We start from the raw sequence: 22889 nt of genomic DNA on the forward strand, positions 1-22889 counted from the left end.
TTTGAGGGACGACCGCCTCCCAGCAAAGCCGCACGCGAGCGCGCTCTCAAATCGCGCCGTAGCGAGCGTGCGGCTCGATCGGCCGGCCCGTTACCCCATTCTACGGTTCTTATGCTGGTGCCGCCCCTACCGCACTACGCCCGAGGTAAACCCCGCCTTGCGGCGCGGCGGTTTGATGTCCTTCTTCAGGAAGCAGTGCGCTTCCTTGCCGGCATAACCCGGCCGGGCATAGGTCCAGGCGCGGCACTTGTTGTCGGCGGAACAGGCGGCCTTGCAGGCGTCTTCGCCGTCGCTGCTCTTGAGATCAAAACTCTTGTAGTCGCCGCCGAAGCGGTCGATCGAGGTTTCGACGGCCTCGTTGCGCCGTTCAACCACGCCGGCGCCGCGTACGCCGGAGACGCAGCAATCGCTCTGTATCCGCGGCGGCACGTTGCTCTTGAGCCAGCACACCGCACCGTTGGCGAGATCAGTCGGATAGTTGAAGCTCCAGGCGCGGCAGCGCCGGTCGCGCTCGCATACCAGCGCACATTCCGCCGGATCGCCCGAGATCACGGGCGCGCTGAGATAATCGCCGCCGGGACGGTCGAATTTGGCCTGCGCCAGCGCCGGGCGCGCGCATATGGCCGCCGCCAAGAAGGCGAGCGCCACCATACACGCGCTGAGCAGGCGACCAGTCTCCATCTGCGGTTGCTTTCGAATGCGCGTTGCCAGCGCGGGATGACTTTCCTCGAAAAGTCGTCCGCCCCCAGCCCCTTGATTCAGCATGATTTTTCGAAAGACCGGCAGGCGGTCGTTCGGATCATGCTGGATCGGCCGTCATTTGAGCGCCATCAACCTGTACGGCGGATGAACGGCCGAAGACCAGGCAACCCATTTAATCAGAACGCGTATTCCTGATAGACGGGCTCCACGGAACCGCCCCAGTCGCCATTGAATTTATCCAGCATCTCTTCCGCCGGCGTGCGGCCCGCTTCGAGGATGCGCTCCAGCGGTTCGAGGTGGCGGCTCTCGTCGCGGCCGGAATGGTCGACGCGGTTGCGCCGCCGCAAGCCCGCATGCGACAGCTTCAGGCATTCCTTCGCGATCTCGAACAGATAGCGGTCCTTGATCCTGGCCTTGAAGCCGAAGCGCGGGACATCGTCACGCAACGCCTGACGCTCCGCGGCGGTCCAGTGGCTGACCAGATCCCAGGCCGCGTCGAGGCTGCCATTGTCGTACAACAGGCCGACCCAGAACGCCGGCAGCGCCGGCAGGCGGCCCCAAGGTACGCCATCGGCGCCACGCATTTCCAGATAACGTTTCAGGCGGACTTCCGGGAAGATCGTCGACAGATGATTGGCCCAGTCCGACAGGGTCGGACGCTCGCCGGGCAACGAATTGTTGCGGCCCTCGAAGAAGGCGCGGAACGACGATCCGGCGACATCAATATAGGTCTCGCCGCGCTTGACGAAGTACATGGGCACGTCGAGCGCGTAGTCGACCCAGCGCTCGAAGCCCATGCCGTCCTCGAATACCCACGGCAACATGCCCGATCGCGCATTGTCGGTGTCGCGCCAGATCTCGGAGCGAAACGACAGGAAGCCGTTGGGCTTGCCCTCGGTGAACGGCGAATTGGCGAACAAAGCGGTCGCCACCGGCTGCAGCGCCAGCGACACCCGTAGCTTCTTGACCATGTCGGCTTCGGAGGAGAAGTCGAGATTGGTCTGCACCGTGCAGGTCCGGTACATCATATCGATGCCGTACTGGCCGACCTTCGGCATGTAGTTGGTCATGATCTTGTAGCGGCCCTTGGGCATCACCGGGATCTGCGACCGCGACCAGGACGGTGTCATGCCAAGTCCGAGAAAGCCGATGCCCAAGGGCGTCGCGATCTCGCGGACCTGCGCCAGGTGCGCCATCAGCTCGGACTGGGTCTGGTGCACGTTCTCGACCGGGGCGCCCGACAATTCGAACTGCCCGCCCGGCTCCAGCGAGATGGCGCCGCCCCCGGTGACGTCATACAGCCCGATGATGTTGCCGTGCTCCATGATCGGCTCCCAGCCGAGCAAAAGCTGCATGCCTTCGAGCAGCGCGCCGATGCCGCGCGCACCTTCATACGGCACGGGCTGGCGGCCCTCCAGCGTGAACGGAGTCTTCTCATGCTCGGTGCCGATGCGGAACTCGGACGGCGGCTTGATGCCGGCCTCGACCCACGCGACGAGTTCGTCACGCGATTGCAGCGGCGTCATATCGATCTGGTCACGCGCCATGAAAAAATCCGGATATCTGGCGATTCGACCGAACGCGCCGTGTGGCTGAGGGGGTGCGGACGGCGTCGTCCGCACCAACGAAACGTATCAAAGACGTCATCGCGCCGGCACGCCGTCGCGGGCAGCGGCCGCCTTGACGTCGGAGCAGGAGCAGCCCAGCCGGTCGAGCAGACCGCAGAGCTTCAAGGCGTCGGCATCGGACAGTTTGGAGCCGACGTGCTTTTCGATCGCCGCCGAATAGGCCCCCCACATCTTCTTCTGCAGCTCGCGCCCGGCTTCGGTGATCTCCACGAACTGGCCGCGCTTGTCGATCTTGCATTCGCGCCGCGCCGCCAGGCCTTCGTCCACTAGGCGGTCGATCAGCCGCGAGGTGGAATATTGCGGGATCAGCATCTGCTTTTCCAGCTCCACCGGGCGCATCTCGCCGGACGGGGCGCGCGACAGTTCCAATAGCGCGTCATACCAGGCCAGCGGCGGAAAGCCCGCTTTCTTCAAATCCTGTTCGACGGCATCGAGCACCCGGCTCTGCACCCGCATCAGGCGGATCCAGGCGGCAGTCGCCTCGGTCGATGGTTTGCGTTTCATGGTCCGGTCCGTATCTGTCAAGGATCAGTGTATCGCACTAAATGCAGCTGCATCAATCTTGACTATTCCATGCAGATGCATTTAGTCAGTCCGCCAATAATGTCGAGGGAAGGAAAAAGCCAATGAAACTGTATTATTCCCCGGGCGCCTGCTCGCTGTCCCCCCATATCGCGCTTCTCGAGGCCGGTCTGCCGTACGACCTGGTCAAGGTCGATCTGCGCGCCAAGAAGCTGGAGAATGGTGACGACTTTTTGAAGGTCAACCCGAAGGGCCAGGTGCCGGCGCTGGCGCTTGATTCGGGCGAACTGGTGACCGAAGGCCCGATCATCGTCCAGATGATCGCCGACAAGGCGGGCAAGAATCTGGCGCCGCCCCGCGATTCGGACGAGCGCTACAAGCTGCTGGAATGGCTGAACTATATCACGACCGAGTTGCACAAGAATCTCGGACCGATGTTCTCGCCGGTGCTGGCCGATGACGCCAAGGCGTTTTTCAAGGACCGCGCCATGGGCAAGTTCAAGTACCTGGAAACGGCGCTGGCCGGGCGCGACTACCTGATGGGCAAGCAGTTCACCGTGGCCGACGGCTACCTATTCACCATGCTGATGTGGGCGACCGACCGCTTGAAGTTCGATCTTTCCGACATGCCGAACCTTCTGGCCTACAAGGCCCGTGTCGGCGCCCGTCCGAAGGTGCAGGAGGCGATGGCCAAGGAAGGGCTGCTGAAGGCGGCGTGAGTTCTTGCGAATAGTGAATGCGGCAAGGGGCCGAATCGATGATCCGGCCCTTTGTCGTTGCGTAGCCCGGATGGAGCGCAGCGCAATCCGGGAAAGTGCAGCAAGTGGCGAGATCCCCGGATTTCGCTTCGCTCCATCCGGGCTACAACCTACAAAGCTTACGCCGCCTGCTTCTTCGGCGGGAAGCGGCCGTAGAAGGTCTCGCCGCTCGCCGCCATATCTTCGAGGAGCTTCGGCGGGGTGAAGCGCGAGCCGTATTTGGCCTCCAGCTTGTGGCAGAGCTCGACAAACTTCCGCGTACCCATGAAGTCGATATAAGACAGCGTGCCGCCCGTGAACGGCGCAAAGCCGAAGCCCAGGATCGAGCCGACATCGGCCTCGCGCGGGTCGGTGATGACGTGGTCCTCCACCGTGCGCGCGGCCTCGACCGCCTGCACCACCAGGAAGCGCTGCTTCAACTCCTCGATATCGATCGTATCGGGGTCGAGCTGCTTGGGCTGCAGCGCGGATAATCCCGGCCACAGGCTCTTCTGACCCTTGCCCTTCTCAGGATAATCGTAAAAGCCCTTGGCGTTCTTGCGCCCCAGGCGGCCCTGCTTCTCGACCAGCTCCACCATCAGCTTCTTCTGATCGGGGTTGATGGCGTTGGGGCCGAGATCGGCCTCGGTCGCCTTGATGACCTTCAGGCCGAGGTCGAGGGCTACTTCATCCGATAGCGACAGCGGGCCGACCGGCATGCCGGCCATCTTGGCGCAGTTCTCGATCATCGCCGGCGGCACGCCTTCGAGGAACATCTCGTTGCCTTCGGCGATGTAACGGCCGACGCAGCGGTTGGCGTAGAAGCCGCGGGCATCATTCACGACGATCGGCGTCTTGCCGATCACCCGCACATAGTCGAGCGCGGCGGCGAGCGCGACATCGCCGGTGTTCTTGCCGAGGATGATTTCGACCAGCATCATCTTCTCGACCGGCGAGAAGAAATGGATGCCGATGAACTTGCCCTGGTCCTTGAAGTTTTCGGCCAGCGACGTGATCGGCAGCGTCGAAGTGTTCGAGGCGAAGATCGCGTCAGGCTTGAGATACTGCTGCGCCTTGGCAAAGGTCTCCGCCTTGACTTTGCGGTCCTCGAACACCGCCTCGATGACGAGGTCGCAATCCCCCAGGGCAGCGTAATCCGCTGATGGCGTGATGCGCGCCAGCAGCGCGTCGCGGTCGCCTGCCTTGGCGCGGCCCTTGGCGATCTGCTCCTCGATCACCTTCTGCGCATGGGCTTTGCCCTTGTCGGCGCTTTCCTGGTCGCGGTCGATCAACACGACGTCGAGGCCCGCGCGCGCCGAGACGTAGCCGATGCTGGCGCCCATGAAGCCGGCGCCGATCACCGCAATCTTCTTCACTTTCGTCGGCGGCACGTTTTGCGGCCGCCGCGCACCCTTGTTGAGCTCCTGCATTGATAGGAACAGGCTGCGGATCATCGCGGCGGCTTCCTTCGAACGCAGCACTTGCGTGAAGTAACGCGACTCGACGCGCAGCGCGGCATCGATTGGCAACTGCAGACCCTCATAGACGCAGCTCATGATGGCGCGCGCCGCCGGATAATTGTCGTAGGTCTCGCGGCGGTAGATGGCGTTGCCGGCCGGGAACATCATCATGCCGGCCTTGGAGAACACCGGTCCGCCCGGCAGCTTGAAACCCTTCTCGTCCCACGGCGCGACCGCCTTGCCGCCGCCCTTGATCCAGTCCTTCGCCGCCTTGATCAGGTCGGAAGCCGGCACGATGGCGTGGATCAGGTTCAGCGACTTGGCCTTCTCAACGGTGACCGGATCGCCCTTGAGCAGGATCGTCATGGCGTCCTGCGGCGGCACCAGACGCGGCACGCGCTGGGTGCCGCCGGCACCGGGAAACAGGCCGACCTTCACTTCCGGCAGGCCGAGCCGGGTCTTGGGATTTTCGGCCGCAACGCGATAGTGGCAAGACAGCGTCACCTCAAAGCCGCCGCCGAGCGCCAGCCCGTTGATCGCGGCCGCCCATGGCTTGCCGCAGGTTTCGATGCCGCGCAGCACCAGCGAGAAGCGCCGGCTCTGGTCGAACAGCATCTCGTTGGCGGCGACCTCGCCCTTTTCCTTGAAGACCTTTGCGTATTCCTTGTTCATGCCCTCGAGCATCGAAAGGTCAGCGCCGGCGCAGAACGCTTCCTTGCTCGAAGTAATGACGACGCCCTTTACCGCGGCGTCCGCCGTGGTCTGTTTCAGGATCTCCTCGAGCTCGGTGGTCGAGGTTTCATCGAGCACGTTCATCGAACGTCCCGGAATGTCCCAGGTGACGAGCGCAATGCCATCGGCGTCGGTCTCTAGCTTGAAATTGTTGAAGGCCATGTCGTTGCTCCCTCGGTGCCGGCAGCCGATATCAGGCGCGGCGGTTGTGTCTGGATCTCGTACGGTGGGCAAAGCGAAGCGTGCCCACCATTGCTCGCGGAGTGCGTGAAGGTGGGCACGGCGCAAGAGCGCCTTTGCCCACCCTACGCGCTCAGACTCTTTCAACAATGGTCGCAGTCCCCATGCCGCCGCCGATGCACAGCGTCACCAGCGCGGTGGACTTGTTGGTGCGCTCGAGCTCATCCAGCACGGTGCCGAGGATCATGGCGCCCGTTGCCCCTAACGGATGGCCGAGCGCGATCGCGCCGCCATTGACGTTGATCTTCGAATTGTCGATCTCGAACGCCTGCATGTAGCGCAGCACGACGGAAGCAAAGGCCTCGTTGAGTTCGAACAGGTCGATGTCCGACTTCTTCATGCCGGAACGCTCGAACAGCTTTTCGGTGACGTCGACTGGACCGGTCAGCATCATCGCGGGCTCCGAACCGATATTGGCGAAGGCACGGATTTTTGCGCGCGGCCTCAGGCCGTGCTTGGCGCCCGCTTCCTTGCTGCCGAGCAAAACCGCGCCGGCACCATCGACGATGCCGGAAGAGTTGCCGGCGTGGTGCACGTAGTTGACACGCTCAATTTCCGGGTGCGACTGGATCGCGACCGCATCGAACCCGCCCATCTGCGCGACGACGGTGAACGACGGCTGCAATTGCGCCAGCGACTGCATGGTCGTGGTCGGGCGCATGTGCTCGTCCTTGGCAAGGATCGTCAGGCCGTTAACGTCCTTGACCGGCACCACCGATTTATTGAAACGCCCCTCGTCCCAGGCTTTGGCGGCGCGCTGCTGGCTCTGCACGGCATAGGCGTCGACGTCGTCGCGCGAAAAACCGTATTTGGTGGCGATCAGATCGGCCGAGACGCCCTGCGGCATGAAATAGGACGGCACCGCCATCGAGGGATCCATCGGCCAGGCGCCGCCGGAGGCGCCAATGCCGACGCGGCTCATCGATTCGGCGCCGCCGCCGATCACGAGTTCATGCTGGCCGGCCATGATCTGGGCGGCGGCAAAATTCACGGCGTCGAGGCCGGAGGCGCAGAACCGGCTGATCTGCACGCCGGGGACGCTTTCGCCGAGGCCGGCCTTCAGCGCCGCGAAGCGCGCGATGTCGGATCCGGCCTCGCCGACCGGATCGACCACGCCGAGGATGACGTCATCGACGACATCTTCAGCGAGGTTGTTGCGCTCCTTCAGCGCCTGCAGCGGCACGGTGGCGAGCGCCAGCGCCGTGACCTCGTGGAGCGCGCCATCGGGCTTGCCGCGGCCGCGCGGGGTGCGAACGTGATCGTAGATATATGCCTCAGGCATGACGCCCTCCTGGTATGAGGATCATAATATTATAGGCAGATCGAGACGGAAACGGCGAAAAATCAGAACGCTTCCGCCGCCAATTCCATGGTGGTCGCGCAGCCGGACTGGATGCGCGCCAGATGAACGTGGGTTTCCGGCAACATCCGCTCCATGAAGAAGCGGCCGGTCACCAGCTTGGTCGTCAGATAGGGCGTGGCGCCATCAGCCGCAATCTTGTCCTGCGCCACCTTCGCCATCCGCGCCCACATGTAGCCGAAGGCGACGAGGCCGAACAATTGCATGTAATCGGTGGCGGCGGCGCCGGCGTTGTCGGGCTTGGTCATCGCGTTCTGCATCAGCCAGCCGGTGGCCTGCTGCAGATGGCCGAGCGCGGTCGAGAGCGGCGCCACGAACGGCTTCATCGCTTCGTCGCCGCCATGCTCCTTGGCAAAGCCAGCGACTTCGGCAAAGAACGCCATCACGGCGCGGCCGCCATTCCGCGGCAGCTTGCGGCCGACGAGATCGAGCGCCTGGATGCCGTTGGCGCCCTCGTAGAGCATGGCGATGCGCGCATCGCGCACGAACTGCTCCATGCCGTGCTCCGCGATATAGCCGTGGCCGCCATACATCTGCTGCGCCAGCACCGCGTTGGAGAAGCCGACGTCGGTCATCACGCCCTTCATGACCGGGGTCATCAGGCCCATATGGTCGTCGGCGGCCTCTCGATCCTTCGGATCGGAGGAGCGGTGGGCGACGTCGCTCTTCAGCGCGGTCCACACCACCATGGCGCGGGCCGCCTCGTTGAAGGCGCGGATAGTGAGCAGCACGCGGCGAACATCCGGATGCACGATGATCGGGTCGGCCGGCTTCTCGGGCTCCTTGGGGCCGGTGAGCGAGCGGCCCTGCAGGCGCTCGCGCGCATAGGCGACGGCGTTTTGATAGGCGACTTCGGACTGCGCCAGACCCTGCACGGCGACGCCGAGGCGGGCCTCGTTCATCATCACGAACATGCCCTGCATGCCCTTGTTCTCTTCGCCGATCAGCCAGCCGGTGGCGTTGTCGTAATTCATCACGCAGGTGGAATTGCCGTGAATGCCCATCTTGTGCTCGATCGAGCCGCAGGACACGCCGTTGCGCTGCCCCAGCGAACCGTCGGCATTGACGAGGATTTTCGGCACCACGAACAGCGACACGCCCTTGATGCCGGCGGGCGCACCTTCGATGCGCGCCAGCACCAGATGGATGATGTTCTCGGCGAGGTCATGCTCGCCGGACGAGATGAAGATCTTGGTGCCTGTGATCCTGTAGCTGCCGTCGGCCTGCTTTAGCGCCTTGGTGCGCAACAAGCCTAGGTCGGTGCCGCATTGCGGCTCGGTAAGGTTCATGGTGCCGGTCCACTCGCCCGCCACCATCTTCGGCACGAACATCTTCTTTTGTTCGGGCTTGCCGTGCACCAGAAGCGCAGCCGTCGCGCCCATGGTCAGGCCGCCATACATCGAGAACGCCATGTTGGCCGCGCTCTGGAATTCGGTGACGACCTGGCTCAGCGTCACCGGCAGCCCCTGCCCGCCATATTCTGCCGGCGCCGACAAACCGAGCCAGCCGCCCTCGGCCACCTGCTTGAAGGCTTCCTTGAACCCCTTCGGCGTCGTCACCGAGCCATCATCATGCCGCTTGCAGCCTTCGAGATCGCCGACGCGATTCAGCGGCTGCAGCACCTCTTCGGAAAGTTTTGCGGCCTCGCCCAAAATGGCCTCGCGCACATCGGCGGAGGCATCGGTGAATCCGGGCAGATTGTCGTAGCGATCGATCTGGAACACGTCGTTGAGCAGGAAGGTGACGTCTTCCACGGGGGCTTTGTAGATCGGCATGATGTTCTCCCGGCAGGGGCAAAGGGCGGCGAAGGCGTTTGAATGAAATTCGTTGTGGCGTTCCGGAACGAGACCTTACCGCGTTCCGGCAGTCCTAGGGAGTGAGTGGGCAAGCGAAATATCCGGACAACCATTGCGACATAAGTCGAGCCGGAGGTCGCAGCCTTTGCTTCCTCACCTCACTGCTTGGCGAGTTGCTCCCCCATCAAGCGGTGCAGCAGATTGATTGCTTTCAGCGGACGCACCATCACCTTGAAGTGCGTGATCTTACCGTCATCGCTGAACGTGATGATGTCGACGCCGTTGATCTTGATACCCTCGATCTCGTTTTCGAATTCGAGGACCGCGCCGCTCTCGCTGCGCCATTCGCCTGTGTACTTGAAGCCGGGGCCGCCCAGCACCTTCTCGGCGCTCGCCAAATATTTGAAGGTGATGTCACGCCCACGCTGCGGCGTGTGGACAACAGGGCTTTCGAACACCGCGTCCGGGTGCAACAGATCCCATAGCGCCGCCTTGTCATGGGACTTCATGTAGCCGTACCACTTGTCGAGGCCGCTCATGGTCATCATGTCTCCTATGCGGTCGATGACGGGCTGGCGCCGGGAATGAACTCTCCGGAGCTTATGCGCGTTGACGCATATGCAACTTTATGCATAAAGTCAAATCACAATGAAAGCCGGAGGCGGGCGTCTTGGCGCTTGGTGACGCGATCCTTGCCTGCCTGACCGAACGTCCGATGACGGGCTATGAGCTCGCCAAGACGTTCGACAACTCTATTGGATTCTTCTGGAAGGCAGACCACCAGCAGATTTATCGAGAGCTCACCAAACTTCGCGACCGCGGCCATATCCAGGGCCGCGAGGTGGTGCAGTCCGGTAAGCCGAACAAGCTGGTCTATACCCTCACGCCGGAGGGGCGCGCCGCGCTCCGGCATTGGGCTGCGCGGCCGAGCGTGCCGGCTTCGATCAAGGACGACCTCTTGGTGCGGCTCTATGCGCTCGATAGCGTCGACATCGAACCGCTGCGCACCGATCTGATGGCGCGGCTGGAACATCACCGCGACCGCTTTGCCCGCTACGAGCGCCTGCTCAACAAGCGATTCCCTGACGGCACGGCGCCGCCGGCGGATGTCGGCAAATTGCTCGGACTTCGCATCGGCCTCGCCCACGAGCGCGCCGTAGCGGAATGGTGCGAAGAGGCGATCGATGCGTTGTCGGCCCTATCTCCAGGCACGGAGCGGAGTAACGTCGTGCCCATCGACGAGAACAAGCGCGAAAACAACGCCTGACGCCAGCCGATTTGGCCGCCTGGTAACTTTTGGGGCAGTCCGTCCCATTCCTTAACCCCTTCTTTACCGTAACGCGAAAAAGTCAGTTCCGAGGCAGGCGACCCGCGCAGAAATACGATTGTCTCCTCAGTGGGACGCGCGGGGAGGCTGATGGCGCGGGTGGGGCGCCGTAGCGGAACCGGACGAGAGCATGAATTCGCGCGTATCGTGGAGTGTTGACGGCATCGATCCATCGGTCCGCGATAGGGCCGAGGCGGCTGCGCGCCGCGCCGGCATGTCGTTGAACGACTGGCTGAATTCCACCATCGGCGAGCCGGCCCCGCCCAGTTTCGGCGCACCTTCCGGTCAGCGGCCGGCGATGCCGAGCCGGCAGATCCCCGATGTGGCCGACATTCACCAGCGGCTGGATTCGATCACAAAGCAGATCGAGCAGATTTCGCGGCCTGCAGCCCGCGGCGAAGCCGCTCATGGCGAGCCGACGGTGGCCCGCCAGCTCAACGACGCCATTTCGCGCCTCGACGCGCGGCTGTCGCAGATTTCGAATCCCCTGCCGGCGCGTCAGGCCCAGATGCAGGAAAGGCAGCGTCAGACCGATTTGGTCGAGCGTGCCGCGGCCCAGGTCTATCGCCCCGCGCCGCCACTCAGCCCGGCCTCGATGGATTTTGCGATCGCCGAAATCGTCGCGCGCCAGAACGAACTCGACACTCCGCCGCCGCGCCAGATGCCGCCGCGCAATGCCGCGCCGACGGCCTCGGCCGCCCAGCACCATTCCGGGCAGCCCACAACGCAGCCCGCGCCTGCGGGACCGGACTTTTCTTCGCTCGAACGGCACCTGATCAAGATCACGAGCCAGATCGAGGCGCTGCAGCGCCCCGATCATATCGAGCAGTCGATTGCGGCGTTCCGCAGCGAGCTTGCCGAAATCCGTCAGGCCATCACCGAGGCGGTCCCGCGCCGGGAGATCGAATCGCTCGAGAGCGAAATCCGCTCGCTGTCGCGCCGCATCGACGACAGCCGCCACAACGGCACCGACGGCCAGATGCTGGCCAACATCGAGAGCGCGCTCGGTGAAATCCGCGAAGCGTTGCGCTCGCTGACACCGGCCGAGCAGCTTACCGGCTACGACGAGGCGATCCGCAACCTCGGCGCCAAGCTCGACCTGATCCTGCGCTCCAACGACGATCCGTCGACGGTGCAGCAGCTCGAAAGCGCGATTGCGGCGCTGCGCGGAATTGTGTCCAACGTCGCCTCCAACGACGCGCTGGCCCGCCTCGCCGACGATATCCACACGCTGTCGGCCAAGGTCGACCAGCTTTCCCGCTTTGACGGCAACAGCGATGCCTTCGGCATTCTCGAGCAGCGCCTCGCCGCGCTGACCTCGACGCTGGAATCCCGGCAGCCGCCGGCCGCAAGCGAGAATTCGGAATATGTCGAAAACGCGCTGCGCTCGCTGTCGGAGCGGCTAGACCGCATTCCGGTCGGCAACGACAATGCGTCGGCGTTAGCCCATCTCGAACAGCGCGTCTCGTATCTCTTGGAGCGCCTGGAAGCCTCTAACGATCGTTCCGCAGCTCCGGCCATCGATCTCGGACGGGTCGAGGAAGGCCTGCACGACATTCTGCGTTCTCTCGAACGTCAGCACGCCAGCCTGGTCGCACTCGCCGATTCCAACCGCAATTCCGCCGGTGCATCGCAGCCGATGGACGCCGGCATCGTCGATCTGGTCAAGCGCGAATTATCCGACATCCGCTTCAGCCAGTCGGAAACCGATCGCCGCACGCAGGACTCGCTGGAGACCGTTCACAACACGCTCGGCCATGTAGTCGATCGCCTGTCGATGATCGAAGGTGATCTGCGCGGGGTTCGCGGTACGCCGGCCGCGCCCCAGGGCGCCCAGGCGTCGCTAGAGGGACGCGACGAGACCCCGCGCGCGGCGCCGCCGCCGCAGGCCTTTACGCCGCCCTTGGCACAGCCCTCGCCGCCACCCTTGATGCAGCCTTTAGCGGCGCCGAAGCCGGAATTGCCGAATCCCGCTGCGCTGCAAGAACATCCTCAAGGACATTTCGACGCTGCCCCGCGCGAATTCCACGCCGTGCAAACGGCCGCGCCGGTTGTGCCGCCATTGCCGCCGCGGGCGATCAGCGAAATCCTGGAGCCGCATGCATCAGCGCCGCGCACCGCGATCGCGCCGGAATTGCCGCCGGATCATCCGCTCGAGCCGGGTACGCGGCCGCCGGCACGCATGTCGTCGCCGTCGGAGCGGATCGCCGCTTCCGAAAACGCGATCAGCGAGATTGCTTCCGCCCCCAAGGAGCCGGTCAGTTCGTCGAGCTTCATTGCCGCCGCGCGCCGCGCCGCGCAGGCGGCCGCCGCCGCGCCTCCGCCCGAGAAAGCCGGACGTTCGGCTGCGAAGGCCGTGCTCAAGGACAAGAGCGGCAACAAGGCCAAGGCGGACGACAAGAACGCGTCGAATATTTCCTCCAAGATCCGCTCGCTGCTGGTCGGCGCGAGCGTGGTCGTGATTGTGCTCGGCACCTTCAAGATGGCGATGACGCTGCTGGATACCGGCAGCGTGCTGCAACTGCCGCTGATGGAGCAGTCCAGCGAGCCGGTCCCACCGGCGCAGGCCCCCGCACCCTCGGAGAGCAGCGCCAGGCCCGCGCCCGCAATCCCCGCGCCGCAGGCGCCCTCGATGATCTCGCCGACGCCGGTCGAGAAGCAATCGAACAACTCCTCCGCACCGAACACGCTGGACAGCGCGCGGGTCGCAACTCCGCCTCACGCCACGACGTCTCCGGCGACATCCAGCGACATTACCGGCGCGATCCAGTCGATGCCGGCCACCGGCGGCGTCAAGCTTGCGATGATCGCGGTGCCGCCGAGCGAGCGGTTGCCCGACGGCATCGGCGGCCCCGTGCTGCGCGCCGCCGCGCTGAAGGGCGACCCGACCGCCGCTTACGAGGTCGGTGTGCGCTTTGCCGAAGGCAAGGGCGTCGCCCCGAACCTTGATGAGGCCGCCAAATGGTACGACCGCGCGGCGCAGGCCGGCGTGGTGCCGGCATTGTTCCGGCTCGGCACCTTCTACGAGAAGGGCATGAGCGTGAAAAAGGACCTGGATATCGCGCGGCGTTACTACCTGCAGGCGGCCGAGCGCGGCAGCGCCAAGGCGATGCACAATCTGGCCGTGCTCGACGCCGATGGCGGTGGCAAGGGTGCCAACTACAAGAGCGCGTCGATCTGGTTCCGCAAAGCCGCCGATCGCGGCGTCGCCGACAGCCAGTTCAACCTCGGCATTCTCTATGCCCGCGGCATCGGCGTCGAACAGAACCTCGCCGAATCCTTCAAATGGTTCAGCCTCGCAGCCGCCCAGGGCGATGCGGATGCCGGCCGCAAGCGCGACGATATTGCCAAGCGCCTCGACGCCCAGTCACTGGCAGCGGCCAAGCTTGCGATCCAGACCTTCACCGTCGAGCCGCAACCCGACGAGGCCGTAAACGTCGCGTCACCTGTCGGCGGCTGGGATTCGGCCCCCGCACCTGCTACCGGCAAGCCCGCCGCCAAACCGGCTGCGACCAAGCGCACCGCCGCCGTTCACTAAGCGCTTACCGCCGGCATTGCCGCCATATCCTCGGCCACAAATTCGTATTAGTGCTTCTGGTCAGCCGGATCCTGAACGGGTCCGGCTTGCAAGAGGATCGATTGTCAGCCGACGACAGCCAGGACGGGGAAAATCGTTTCCGCAGCTCGCCGACGGCGACCTGTGGTCGCGCCGCCGCGCATCCCAGCCGGTCGGACCCCGGCGCCGCCGCCCCAGCCATCGCGGCGCAGACGGCATTTTTGGACGGTGGCGATCTTCATCCTGTTGGTTGCTGGCATCTGCATTCGCGCCTACCGAGACCTGTCGCAGCCGGACGCTTGGCACTACTGGAAGGACCAGTACGTCTCGCCGAGCCTGACATCGCAGGTGATCGATACGCTCCACCTCGACAGTTCGAGCCGGGGGCGCCGCGCCCTGTTCGTCAGCGGCACGATCGGCCCCGCCGCGGCGAGCTGGTTTCGCAGCAGGCTGGACCAGGCCAACCTCGCACCCGGCGACATCGTCTTGTTGGCCTCCCCCGGCGGCGATTTGAACCAGGCCGTGATCATGGGCGAGATCATCCGATCGCGGGGGCTCGCGACCGCGGTCGGCAGCGCCGACGCTTCGGGCCGCATCAAGCCCGCATACTGCGCCAGTGCCTGCGTGCTGGCCTATGCCGGAGGCAAGACCCGCTTCGGCGTATTGGGCTCGGCATTGGGCGTTCATCGGTTTGTCACAACCAGGCCCGTGGAAGACCCCGTCGCGGACACCCAGCGGATATCAGGCGCGGTGTTGGGCTACATGACCAAAATGGGGGTTTCATCCTCGATCGTGGAAGCGATGTCCGAGACCCGGGACATTCGCTGGCTCAGTCCCAAGCAGGCGCTGGCGATGAACCTCGTCACCGACCCGCTCGGAAAGCCCTGAGCCTGCCGCTCGCCGAGCGGCCGCGTTCGGCAAAAATTTGCCTTCCCGGGCATTTTTAGTCCCTCATCCTTCCGAATTCAGTTATGCAAAGGCGGGAACCGGCCCTGCGCACGCAAAGGTGCATGCGCGAACCGGATTCCACTGCCGGCAAATACAAGAGAAACCATGCCCTGAGCGGCCCATCGGCCGTCTCTTGCGGCAAAGCTACAAAAGCAGACGCGCGTGCAGCTCTACCTCCCGATCGCCGACATTCCGGTCAATGTTTTCCTCATCCTGGCGATGGGCGCGGCGGTTGGGTTCGTCTCCGGAATGTTCGGGATCGGCGGCGGCTTCCTGATGACGCCGCTGTTGATCTTCGTCGGCATTGCTCCCGCGGTTGCGGTCGCTTCCGTGGCCAGCCACATCGCGGCCTCCTCGTTCTCCGGCGCGATATCCTACTGGCGGCGCCGCGCCATCGATCCGCTCTTGGCGGTCGTGCTGTTGACTGGCGGCAGTTTGGGCACGGCGCTGGGCGTGTGGACCTTCACGCTGCTGCGCTCGCTCGGTCAGCTCGATCTCATGATCGCGACGTCCTACGTGATTCTGCTGACCACCGTCGGCAGCTTGATGTTCTGGGAAGGCCTGCGGGCGCTGCTAAGGGCCCGCCGCGGCGGTCCGGTCACCACGCGCCGCCCGGGCAGCCATGTCTGGATTCATGGCCTGCCGTTGAAGATGCGCTTCAAGCGCTCGAAAATCTATCTGTCCGTCATTCCGGTCGTCGTGATCGGCTTGGCCATCGGCTTCATCGGCGCCGTGATGGGGATCGGCGGCGGCTTCATCCTGGTGCCGCTGTTGATCTATGTGCTGCGGGTGCCGACCTCGACCGTGATCGGCACCTCGATGGTGCTCACCCTGGTCACGATGGTGTTCGCCACCATGCTGCATGCCGTGACCAATCATCTGGTCGATGCGGTGCTGGCGCTGATCCTGATGGTCGGCGGCGTCACGGGCGCCCAGTTCGGCGCCCGTGCGGGGCAGAAAATCCGCGGCGAACATTTGCGGTTGCTGCTCGGGCTACTGGTTCTCGCCGTGGGCATTCGTTTCGCCGTTGAACTGGTGATCCGACCCGAGGATCTCTTCACCGTGCGGGAAACAGGAGTGACGGGATGACCGCACGCCTCGCCCGCACGCTTGGATGGCTTGCGCTGGGCGCGGTGCTCGCGGCGTCGCCGGTACGGGCCGAACGGCTGATCGTTTCGGTGTCCAACCACCGCGTTACCGTGACGCCCAACTATTCCGGCGAGGAACTCGTGCTGTTCGGCTCGGTGGAGAAGGACGCAAACACGCCGGCTAACCGCACTTATGATCTTGTGGTAACGGTGGCCGGCCCGCGCGCCGACATGGTGACGCGCCGCAAGGAGCGCCGGTTCGGGATCTGGATCAACACCGACTCCCGGCAGTTCCTCAAAGTGCCGACCTACCTGGCGCTATTTTCCAACCGCCCGTTCGACGCCATCGCCGCGCCCGAGGTGCAGCGGCGGCAGCAGCTCGGGCTGAACAACGTGCTGCTCACCCAGCGCGTCGGGCCTGACTATGCCGACGTCGTGCCGGACGATGCGTTCCGCAGTGCCTTCGTGCGGCTGCGCAAGCAGCACGGCCTCTATCGCGAGGAGACCTCGGCGGTGACGTTCCTGACGCCGACGCTGTTCCGCACCGGCATCCCGCTGCCTGCGGAAGTGCCGATCGGACTCTATAATGTCGAGATCAAACTGTTCGCCGAAGGTGCGCTGGTGGCCAAGACCGACACTGCGTTTGAAATCGTGAAAGTCGGCTTTGAGCAGTTCGTCGCGACTACCGCGCGCCAGAACGGGTTTGTCTATGGACTCGTCACTGCGTTCATGGCGCTGATGACGGGATGGATGGCCTCGATCGTGTTCCGGAAGGATTGACGCGGGCGGCGAGGCGCCATCCGCCTCGGCCTCGGCAACCCTCAGCCCGGACGGAAAACCGGCAACGCGATACTCACACTTGTGCCGCCACCCGCCGCCTCAGTGACTTCGATCGAGCCGCCATGGGCTTCGACCAGGCTGCGGACGACCGCGAGGCCGAGCCCCGCACCGCCGGTGGCGCGATTGCGCGAGGTCTCGAGGCGGTTGAACGGCTCCAGCATAGCGCGGCGCTGATCTGCGGGAATCCCGGGACCTTCGTCATCGACGATAACGAGGATGGTATCACCTTCAAGCCGGGTCCGAACATGTGCAACTCGACCGTATTTCACGGCGTTGTCGATCACGTTCGCGACGATGCGCCGCAGCGCCAACTGATCGCCGAGCACGAAAACGCCCTTGCTCGCTTCGTCAACCGCCACATCGACAGCATTGCCTTGGGCGCGCCGGTCGTCGACCTCGGCACCCACGAACGCCGAAAAGTCCACCATCTCCTGCGATAGCTGCCCGGCCCCCACGCGGCTCGACAACAGGGCATCGTCGAGCAAGCTGATCATGTCATCGATGTCGGCAATGGCTTTCTGCTGCTCGGCCGGATCGGGAATCTTTTCGACGCGAAGGCGCAGCCGTGTCGCAAAGGTTCGCACATCGTGCGCGATGCCGCCGACCAATGTCATGCGGGCGCGCAGCATCTCGTTCAGCCGCGCCTGCAGGCGATTGAATGCGGCGATGAGGGCGCGGATTTCCGGCGCGCTGCGGCGCGCGTCGGGAAGCGGCGGCGGATCGGCGGCGAGATCCACGCGATCCACGGCGGCGGCAAGCCGGGCGAGCGGCCTCGTCTCGCGCTGCATGACCAGTAGGGCCAGCAGGGCAACGATAGTTCCGAACAACCCCGCCCCGAAGCCGAGCGGCAGGCCGAGCCGGGTGACCGGCAGCCGGGTCGATGCGTCGATCACCAGCGTCTCTCCGGTGCGAAGTGCAACCCGAAGCTCGATTGCGTTGGCCATGAATTTGGTCAGTCGCGGAAACCGGCCGCGGGACGCGGCGGAGGACGCAGCAACCGTGACCTCGCGGCCGGAAAGTGCAGCCGCATACATCTCGCGAAGCTCGGGTCGAAGATCATTCGAAACCGGCTGCCCGGCTGCCGCAGCGGCAGGCTCGATCCGCACGGCGAATTGTGGTGACGATATCGCGCCGAGAACCTGCACCCGCGCCGCGGGATCAGACCGCTCGATCAAATCGGCGATGGCCGCGATCCGGCCGGGTGAGGGTCGCGCAAATTCATTTTCGCGGATCGATGTGAAATAAAAGACAGCAATGATAGCGATACTGACCGCCGAGAATCCAACGATGGCGATCAGCGCAAGCCGCGTCGCCAGCGTGAAGCGCAACATCACGACACCTGCTTCACGGCGGCCGTAAACAGATAGCCGCCGTTGCGCACCGTGGTGATGAGGTTGGACCCGGGAGACGCGGCGTCGAGCTTCTTGCGCAGCCGCGAGATCAGCATGTCGACGGTGCGGTCGAACGGTTCCGACGAACGCCCGCGCGTCCAGTCCAGGATCTGATCGCGCGTCAGCACGCGACGCGGTCGCAGCACGAAGCAGCCGAGCAAGTCGAATTCGGCGCTGGTAAGCTGCAGCGCTTCGGACGCGGAATCGCCGCGCTGCAGGCTGCGCGCATCCAGATCGATCACGAACTGATCGAAGGCATAGCGCCGGACCAGCGGCTTGGCCGGTGCCGCCCTGGCACGGCGCAGGATCGCACGCACTCTGGCCAGCAATTCGCGGGTTCCGAACGGCTTGGTCAGGTAATCGTCGGCGCCCATCTCCAGCCCGACCACGCGGTCGACCTCGTCGCTTTTCGCGGTCAGCATCAGGATCGGGAAATCCTCGTGGGCGCGTAGCCGCCGGCAGATCGACAGCCCGTCCTCACCGGGCAGCATCAAATCCAGCACCAGTAGATCGGGGCGCTGCCGCTGCAGCACTGTATCCATCGCCTTGCCGCTATCCGCGCATGCGACCTCGAACCCCTCCCGCTGCAGGAAATCGGCGATCATCCGGCTGATCTCCGGGTCGTCTTCCACAATCAGAATCAGCGGCGGAGGCGCGGTCATGGCGCATTCTGGACCACGCCGCGCACGGCGCAAGGCCGCCAGCGACGTTGTTACACACTGTTACACGCGATCGACAAAACGCTACGAACCGTTTCTCCGCGGCAATATCGCGCTGACAAAGCGGGCGCAGTCTCCACCGTACGGCCATCGCACCGGTAGCCGTTTACACATCGAGGAGACCGCGACCATGAAGAAGTTCGTCCTGCTGTCGGCGCTGGCCGGCACCCTTTCGCTCACCGCCATTGCCGAAGCCAGCGCCTGGACGCGATCGGCTTCCTCCAACGGGCCGCGCGGAGCATCGAGCCTGTATGTGTCCGGCGGCTGCGCCAATGGTACCTGCTCGCGCACCGCCACGCGCACCGGGCCTGCCGGAAACACCTACACCCGCCAGGGCACGGTCTCGCGCTACTGACCGCAAAGGCGATCACTCACGGCCGAAGCGCCCTGAGCGATCGCCTCTCCATCCCCGCAACCCATCTTCAGGAGATCACGATGCCCAGGTTTCCCTTATCTTCGATACCGCTTCGCGCGACGGTCGGCTTGTTTGTTGTATCGGCCGCGTTCGCGGGAGCTGCCGCAGCGCAGGCGCAGGTATCGGCGCAGATGCGCAGCGAAGCGACGGCGCTGATGCGGGTCTGCCGTGCCGATTACGTCCGCCTGTGCGGCGGCGTGCAGCCCGGCGGCGGGCGCATTCTGGCCTGCCTCCAGAGCCACACGAACGCACTCAGCGCCGCCTGCGCACAAGCCATGCCGCGCGCCCAGTCGCTCAAGGACGGCGCCGTCGCGGCCGGCGTGATGCCTAAATAGCAGGAGTGACGCATGGACCTTGCATCATTCCTCAGCCCCTCCGCCCGCGCCATGATCCTGGTTACCGCACTCGGCTTCATGGCGCTGGAATATGGCCTCGGTCGCCTCACGCATCGAAAGACGCATGATTGGCGGGAGAGCGCCGCGACGCTGGGCGTCGCGGTGGTGCAGAGCCTCATGCGCGTGATCGAGGCCGGCATCGTCGCGATCCCGTTCGCATTCGTCTATGAGCACCGGCTTTTCGAATTCTCGGCGACGAGCGCGCCGGCCCTGCTCGGATTATTTTTGGGCATGGAGTTTTTCTATTACTGGCAGCACCGCGCCTCGCACCGGATCCGCTGGATGTGGGCGACACATCGTGTCCACCACTCGGCGACCAGATTCAACCTGACGGCAGCGATCCGGCTCGGCTGGACCGGCAACATTTCCGGCAATTTCCTGTTCTTCCTGCCGCTGGCCTGGATCGGATTTCATCCGTTCGCGGTGATCGCGATGCTCGGCATCAACCTGATGTATCAGTTCTTTATCCACACCGAGCTTGCGCCGCGGCTGGGTCCGCTCGAGCTGGTACTGAATACGCCGGCGCATCATCGCGTGCATCACGCGTCAAACGAGCCCTGCCTCGACAAGAATTTCGGTGGCATGCTGATCATATTCGATCGCCTGTTCGGCACGTTTGCGGAGGCGCCGGCACAGGAAAGACTCCGTTACGGCCTGGTCGGCGGCAAGCCGTCTTTCAATCCGGTGCGGATCGCACTCGGCGAGTGGAGCGCGATGTTCCGCGATGTCCGGAAGGCGGCAGGCGTGCGGGCAAAGTTTAGGGCGATGTTCGGACCGCCGGGATGAAGCATTGCTTACTTTCCGACAAGAAATCCGATCCCCATCGCGACGACGCTGAGCAGCATCGCCGCGGTGGACAGCCATCCGAGCCAATAGAGCGGGCCCTTGATGACGTAGCGGTCCATCACGTCCTCGCGGCGAGCCATCAACATCAGCAGCACCATCACCGGCACGGCAAGCACGCCGTTGATGACCGCGCTCCAGTACAGCGCCGAGATCGGGTTGATCGGCGTGAAGTTCAGCGCGATGCCTATGCCAGCCGAAAGCGCCAGCACCGCGTAGAAAGCGGCGGCGGCCTTGGGCTTGCGCGCGAGCCCGACCGGCCATCGCCGTCCTTCCCCGACGGCATAGGCCGCGGCGCCGGCGAGCACTGGAACTGCCAGCAATCCGGTGCCGATGATGCCGAGCGCAAAAATCATTTCAGCGAATGCGCCGGCAATCGGACGCAGGGCTTCGGCCGCGTCCGCTGAGCTCTGGATATCGGTCTTTCCGGCCGCATGCAGCGTCGCCGCGGCGGTGACGATGATCGACAACGCAATCAAATTGGAGAACGCCATCCCGATGATGGTATCGGCGCGAATGCGGTTGAATTCCTGCTGCGCGCCGTGATGCCTTTCGACCAGCGGCCGCTTCGTGTTGTCGACGCGCTGGTCCTCGGCTTCCTGCGAGGCCTGCCAGAAGAACAGATACGGCGAGATCGTGGTGCCGAGGATCGCGACGATGGTGGTGAAATAATCGACGCTCCAGGTCGGGCGCGGAACGAGAACGCCGGCAAGCGCGTCGCCCCACGAAACGTTTGCAAAGGCAAGCGCGGCAACGTAGGCGAACAGGCTGAGCGTCAGCCATTTCAGCACCGACACGTAACGCTTGTAATCGAGGAAGATCTGCGCCGCGACCGAGGTCACGCCGAACAGCAGCACATAAGCGATGCTGTGGCCGCCGATCAGCAACTTGGTCGCGTCCGCCATGGCGCCAAGATCGGCGCCGATGTTGATGGTGTTGGCGATGAATAGCATCGCCACCACCACATTGAGCAACCATGGCGAATAATGCCGGCACACATTGCCCGCGATACCATGCCCGGTGACGCGGCCGACGCGTGCGGAGATTTCCTGGATCGCCGCCATCAGCGGAAATGTCAGCAGCATAATCCAGCCGATGCCGTAGCCGAGCTGCGCGCCGGCCTCGCTGTAGGTGCCGATCCCCGACGGATCGTCGTCGGACGCGCCGGTGATGAGGCCCGGCCCAAGCGCCTTCAACGCGTTGTGGAAGCGAAGCGGCCGGGCGGCCCCGCCCTCTGCATCCGGATTCGTATGGCCGGAATTCGTACGCTTCGGATGCTTCTTATTCGACCGTGTACGATTTGCCATGCCAGCGATCCACCGCAGCAACAACGAAGCTGACGGGGACAAGTTCCGGCGGACGGAACTCGCGCTAGGATGCTGGCCCACATGCTGCCAGCGTCACGCGGCGTGCAATGGCTCGATGATTGTTGCCACACCCGGCTCTAGAATCCGCAACCGCGGCCCAAAACCCAGCGTGTCGAAAGTAGCTCGCAGATCGGCCGCACTCTGGCGGAAATGCTTCCACCCTTCCGTATGTACGGGCACGATCACCGCATCTGGGAATGCGCGCGCGGTCTCGATCGTATCGTTGGTGTCCATCGTGATGTGGAAGGGGCCGCGGGTTTGCGCCGCGCCCGCGAACGGCAGCACCACACCGGCCTTGAACCGCTTCGCCACTTCCGCAACGCCGTCGTACCAGACGGTGTCGCCGCTGATGTAGATCGGGCGGCTGCCCGGCTTGCTCGACGAAACCACGAAGCCGATCACGTCGCCCGCCAGCGGTTCGATTCCCGCCGGACCGTGACGTGCCGGCGTCGCGGTGATGGCCAGCGAATGACCATTCTTGCCGGCCAGTTCGGTCGACGCCCACGGCGCAAAGCCTTCGGCGTGGCCGCCGAGCCGTTTTGCGCCAACCTCCGTCGTCAGCACGCGCTTGGCTGATTTGAGAAAATCGCGCCCCGAATGATCGAGATTGTCCGAATGCTGGTCATGGCTGAGCAGCACGGCGTCCACCTCGCCGATATCATGCGCGCTGACGGCAGGACCGACCAGTTTTTCCAGTTTCACGTGTGGCAGTTGATAGGCGCCGGGCTCGTCAAAGGTCGGATCGGTCAGCAGCCGGAAGCCGTCGACTTCGATGAGCGCGGTCGGGCCGCCGATCAGGGTGATGATTAGTGTCATGACTGCT

20 protein-coding genes are annotated in these 22889 nt (G+C 64.3%); 9 read left to right on the forward strand and 11 right to left on the reverse strand.

Annotated features, from left to right (window positions below; genetic code table 11):
* Positions 1–126: 126 nt before the first annotated feature.
* From IVA95_RS11055 to IVA95_RS11065, 3 genes are all read right to left on the reverse strand, one after another.
* The gene (locus tag IVA95_RS11055; RefSeq protein WP_346657994.1) at positions 127–651 is read right to left on the reverse strand and encodes a PAN domain-containing protein; all 525 of its coding nucleotides are present in this window, start codon (positions 649–651) and stop codon (positions 127–129) included.
* A 227-nt stretch (positions 652–878) separates the two neighbouring features.
* A complete protein-coding gene (locus IVA95_RS11060; protein ID WP_247510504.1) occupies positions 879–2249 on the reverse strand; it encodes a glutamate--cysteine ligase in 1371 nt (456 codons plus the stop codon).
* Positions 2250–2345: 96 nt separating this feature from the next.
* On the reverse strand, positions 2346–2834 hold the full coding sequence (locus IVA95_RS11065; RefSeq protein ID WP_065731894.1) for a MarR family winged helix-turn-helix transcriptional regulator: 489 nt from the start codon (positions 2832–2834) through the stop codon (positions 2346–2348).
* 122 nt (positions 2835–2956) lie between these two features.
* On the opposite strand from IVA95_RS11065, the gene gstA reads away from it, so the two are divergent.
* Positions 2957–3571, forward strand: coding sequence for a glutathione transferase GstA (gene gstA, locus IVA95_RS11070; RefSeq protein ID WP_247510505.1), 615 nt, complete (start codon positions 2957–2959; stop codon positions 3569–3571).
* A 158-nt stretch (positions 3572–3729) separates the two neighbouring features.
* Here gstA and IVA95_RS11075 read toward each other — a convergent pair whose 3' ends face one another.
* The 4 genes from IVA95_RS11075 to IVA95_RS11090 all read right to left on the reverse strand — a co-directional run bounded on the left by IVA95_RS11075 (position 3730) and on the right by IVA95_RS11090 (position 9722).
* On the reverse strand, positions 3730–5943 hold the full coding sequence (locus IVA95_RS11075) for an FAD-dependent oxidoreductase (protein WP_247510506.1): 2214 nt from the start codon (positions 5941–5943) through the stop codon (positions 3730–3732).
* Positions 5944–6094: 151 nt separating this feature from the next.
* Entirely contained in the window at positions 6095–7303 is a 1209-nt protein-coding gene (locus IVA95_RS11080; RefSeq protein WP_247510507.1) for an acetyl-CoA C-acetyltransferase, read from the reverse strand.
* Between the two features lie 62 nt (positions 7304–7365).
* A complete protein-coding gene (locus tag IVA95_RS11085; RefSeq protein ID WP_247510508.1) occupies positions 7366–9156 on the reverse strand; it encodes an acyl-CoA dehydrogenase C-terminal domain-containing protein in 1791 nt (596 codons plus the stop codon).
* Between the two features lie 179 nt (positions 9157–9335).
* Complete coding sequence (locus IVA95_RS11090) at positions 9336–9722, reverse strand: nuclear transport factor 2 family protein (RefSeq protein WP_247510509.1); 387 nt, start codon at positions 9720–9722, stop codon at positions 9336–9338.
* Between the two features lie 125 nt (positions 9723–9847).
* Here IVA95_RS11090 and IVA95_RS11095 point away from each other — a divergent pair, with 125 nt between their 5' ends.
* The 5 genes from IVA95_RS11095 to IVA95_RS11115 all read left to right on the forward strand — a co-directional run bounded on the left by IVA95_RS11095 (position 9848) and on the right by IVA95_RS11115 (position 16876).
* Entirely contained in the window at positions 9848–10444 is a 597-nt protein-coding gene (locus IVA95_RS11095; protein ID WP_247510510.1) for a PadR family transcriptional regulator, read from the forward strand.
* 190 nt (positions 10445–10634) lie between these two features.
* Complete coding sequence (locus IVA95_RS11100; RefSeq protein ID WP_247510511.1) at positions 10635–14042, forward strand: hypothetical protein; 3408 nt, start codon at positions 10635–10637, stop codon at positions 14040–14042.
* A gap of 246 nt (positions 14043–14288) precedes the next feature.
* Entirely contained in the window at positions 14289–14948 is a 660-nt protein-coding gene (locus IVA95_RS11105; protein ID WP_346657993.1) for a hypothetical protein, read from the forward strand.
* 222 nt (positions 14949–15170) lie between these two features.
* Positions 15171–16097: a sulfite exporter TauE/SafE family protein gene (locus IVA95_RS11110; RefSeq protein ID WP_247510512.1), complete on the forward strand. Its 927-nt coding sequence runs from the start codon at positions 15171–15173 to the stop codon at positions 16095–16097.
* Entirely contained in the window at positions 16094–16876 is a 783-nt protein-coding gene (locus IVA95_RS11115) for a TIGR02186 family protein (RefSeq protein WP_247510513.1), read from the forward strand. The genes IVA95_RS11110 and IVA95_RS11115 overlap by 4 nt, the downstream gene beginning before the upstream one ends.
* A gap of 41 nt (positions 16877–16917) precedes the next feature.
* Here the strand turns inward: IVA95_RS11115 and IVA95_RS11120 are convergent, their stop codons facing one another.
* Positions 16918–18267 carry an ATP-binding protein gene (locus IVA95_RS11120; protein WP_213254207.1) on the reverse strand — a complete coding sequence of 450 codons (1350 nt, stop codon included), beginning with the start codon at positions 18265–18267 and terminating at the stop codon, positions 16918–16920.
* On the reverse strand, positions 18267–18989 hold the full coding sequence (locus IVA95_RS11125) for a response regulator transcription factor (protein WP_247510514.1): 723 nt from the start codon (positions 18987–18989) through the stop codon (positions 18267–18269). The genes IVA95_RS11120 and IVA95_RS11125 overlap by 1 nt, the downstream gene beginning before the upstream one ends.
* Here IVA95_RS11125 and IVA95_RS11130 point away from each other — a divergent pair.
* The 3 genes from IVA95_RS11130 to IVA95_RS11140 all read left to right on the forward strand — a co-directional run bounded on the left by IVA95_RS11130 (position 18988) and on the right by IVA95_RS11140 (position 20642).
* Positions 18988–19401 carry a hypothetical protein gene (locus tag IVA95_RS11130; RefSeq protein ID WP_247510515.1) on the forward strand — a complete coding sequence of 138 codons (414 nt, stop codon included), beginning with the start codon at positions 18988–18990 and terminating at the stop codon, positions 19399–19401. The two genes, IVA95_RS11125 and IVA95_RS11130, sit on opposite strands and share 2 nt — an antisense overlap.
* 80 nt (positions 19402–19481) lie before the next feature.
* The gene (locus tag IVA95_RS11135) at positions 19482–19796 is read left to right on the forward strand and encodes a cysteine rich repeat-containing protein (RefSeq protein ID WP_247510516.1); all 315 of its coding nucleotides are present in this window, start codon (positions 19482–19484) and stop codon (positions 19794–19796) included.
* A gap of 12 nt (positions 19797–19808) precedes the next feature.
* Entirely contained in the window at positions 19809–20642 is an 834-nt protein-coding gene (locus IVA95_RS11140) for a sterol desaturase family protein (protein ID WP_247510517.1), read from the forward strand.
* 8 nt (positions 20643–20650) lie between these two features.
* Here the strand turns inward: IVA95_RS11140 and IVA95_RS11145 are convergent, their stop codons facing one another.
* Positions 20651–22006, reverse strand: coding sequence for a divalent metal cation transporter (locus IVA95_RS11145; RefSeq protein WP_247510518.1), 1356 nt, complete (start codon positions 22004–22006; stop codon positions 20651–20653).
* 93 nt (positions 22007–22099) lie between these two features.
* The gene (locus IVA95_RS11150) at positions 22100–22882 is read right to left on the reverse strand and encodes an MBL fold metallo-hydrolase (protein ID WP_247510519.1); all 783 of its coding nucleotides are present in this window, start codon (positions 22880–22882) and stop codon (positions 22100–22102) included.
* Positions 22883–22889: the final 7 nt, after the last annotated feature.

Origin of the sequence: Bradyrhizobium sp. 157 (genome assembly GCF_023073815.1) — a bacterium.
In the GTDB taxonomy this organism is placed as follows: domain Bacteria; phylum Pseudomonadota; class Alphaproteobacteria; order Rhizobiales; family Xanthobacteraceae; genus Bradyrhizobium.